Source organism: Actinoplanes flavus (assembly GCF_017592555.1).
Lineage (GTDB): Bacteria > Actinomycetota > Actinomycetes > Mycobacteriales > Micromonosporaceae > Actinoplanes > Actinoplanes flavus.
On sequence record NZ_JAGFNS010000073.1, the window covers coordinates 1 to 1,954 of the forward strand.

Genomic DNA, 1,954 nt, shown 5'->3' on the forward strand with positions numbered 1-1,954 from the left:
GCCTCGCTCGGCCTGAACCTGGTGGTGGCCAGTGTGCAGGAGGCGATCGACACCGGCCTGGTCCGGGAGTTGCCGGACGGTACCCGTAACCGGATCCAGACGCCGGTGCTGCTCGCCGCGGTGGAGAAGTACCGGTTCGACGCTCTCTTCGGCGGTGCTCGCCGTGACGAGGAGAAGGCTCGCGCCAAGGAGCGGATGTTCAGCTTCCGTGACGAGTTCGGCCAGTGGGATCCGAAGAACCAGCGGCCCGAGTTGTGGGCGCTCTACAACGGCCGGCATCATCCGGGCGAGTCGATCCGGGTCTTCCCGCTGTCCAACTGGACCGAGCTGGACGTCTGGCACTACATCGCCAAGGAGAACATTCCGCTCCCGGGCATCTACTACGCCCACGACCGGGAGGTCGTCGAGCGTAACGGGATGTTCTACGCGGTCAACGAGTTCATCCGGCTGCGTGACGGTGAGACCTCGGAGGTCCGCCGGGTGCGGTACCGGACGGTCGGCGACGCGTCGCAGACCGCCGCGGTGCTCTCCGACGCCGACACGGTGGAGAAGGTGATCGACGAGGTCGCGGCGACCCGGATCACCGAGCGCGGCGCGACCCGTGGCGACGACAAGGTCAGCGAGGCCGCGATGGAAGACCGCAAGCGAGAGGGTTACTTCTGATGAGCCAGGCAGTTCTCGAGCCTGAGGCCGCCGCTTCCCGGGGCATGGACCTGCTCCGGTTCGCCACGGCGGGCAGCGTCGACGACGGCAAGTCCACGCTCATCGGCCGGCTGCTGTACGACACCAAGACGATCTTCGAGGATCAGCTCGAGGCGGTGGAGAGCGCCAGCGCGTCCCGTGGTGACGAGTACACAAACCTGGCCCTGCTCACCGACGGCCTGCGCGCCGAGCGGGAGCAGGGCATCACGATCGACGTGGCGTACCGCTATTTCGCCACGCCGCGGCGCAAGTTCATCATCGCCGACACCCCGGGGCACATTCAGTACACCCGGAACATGGTGACCGGCGCGTCGACCGCGGACCTGGCGCTGATCCTGGTGGACGCGCGCAAGGGCCTGGTCGAGCAGTCCCGGCGGCACGCGTTCCTGACCAGTCTGCTGCGGGTGCCGCACCTGGTGCTGTGCGTCAACAAGATGGACCTGGTGGACTGGAGCCAGGAGGTCTTCGAGCGCATCGCCGACGAGTTCACCTCGTTCGCGGCCAAGCTCGACGCGCCGGACCTGACCATCATTCCGATCTCCGCGCTCAACGGCGACAACATCGCCAGCCGGTCGGAGAACACCCCGTGGTACGAGGGCCCGTCCCTGCTGCATCACCTGGAGCACGTGCACATCGCCAGCGACCGCAACCTGGTCGACGTGCGTTTCCCGGTGCAGTACGTGATCCGTCCGCAGTCGACCACGGTCACCGACTACCGCGGGTACGCCGGGCAGGTGGCCTCCGGCATCCTCAAGCCGGGCGACGACGTGATGGTCCTGCCGTCCGGTTTGACCAGCACGATCTCCTCGATCGAGACCGCCGACGGGCCGGTGGACGAGGCGTTCCCGCCGATGTCGGTGACGGTCCGCCTGGCCGACGAGATCGACATCTCGCGCGGTGACATGATCTGCCGCCCGCACAACGCTCCGACGCCCGCTCAGGACGTCGAGGCGATGATCTGCTGGATGGACGAGTCGGCCCCGCTGCGCGTCGGCGGCAAGTACGCGATCAAGCACACCACCCGGTCGGCGCGTGCCGTGGTCCGCGGTCTGCAGTACCGGCTGGACGTGAACACGCTGCACCGCGACGAGGCGGCCGGCGAGCTGAAACTCAACGAGATCGGCCGGGTCAAGCTGCGCACCACCGTGCCGCTGCTGGCCGACGAGTACCGCCGCAACCGGACCACCGGTGGCTTCATCCTGATCGACGAGAGCACCAACCGCACGGTCGGCGCCGGAATGATCATCGAGGC

At 67.7% G+C, this 1,954-nt stretch carries 2 protein-coding genes; both read left to right on the forward strand.

Going from position 1 to position 1,954, the window contains the following annotated elements; translation table 11 throughout:
• On the forward strand, positions 1-663 hold a 663-nt coding region (gene cysD, locus J5X75_RS43690; RefSeq protein ID WP_208473629.1), incomplete at its 5' end, for a sulfate adenylyltransferase subunit CysD.
• Positions 663-1,954: sulfate adenylyltransferase subunit CysN (gene cysN / locus J5X75_RS43695; RefSeq protein ID WP_208473630.1), on the forward strand; the 1,292-nt coding region annotated here is incomplete at its 3' end. The genes cysD and cysN, both read left to right, overlap by 1 nt.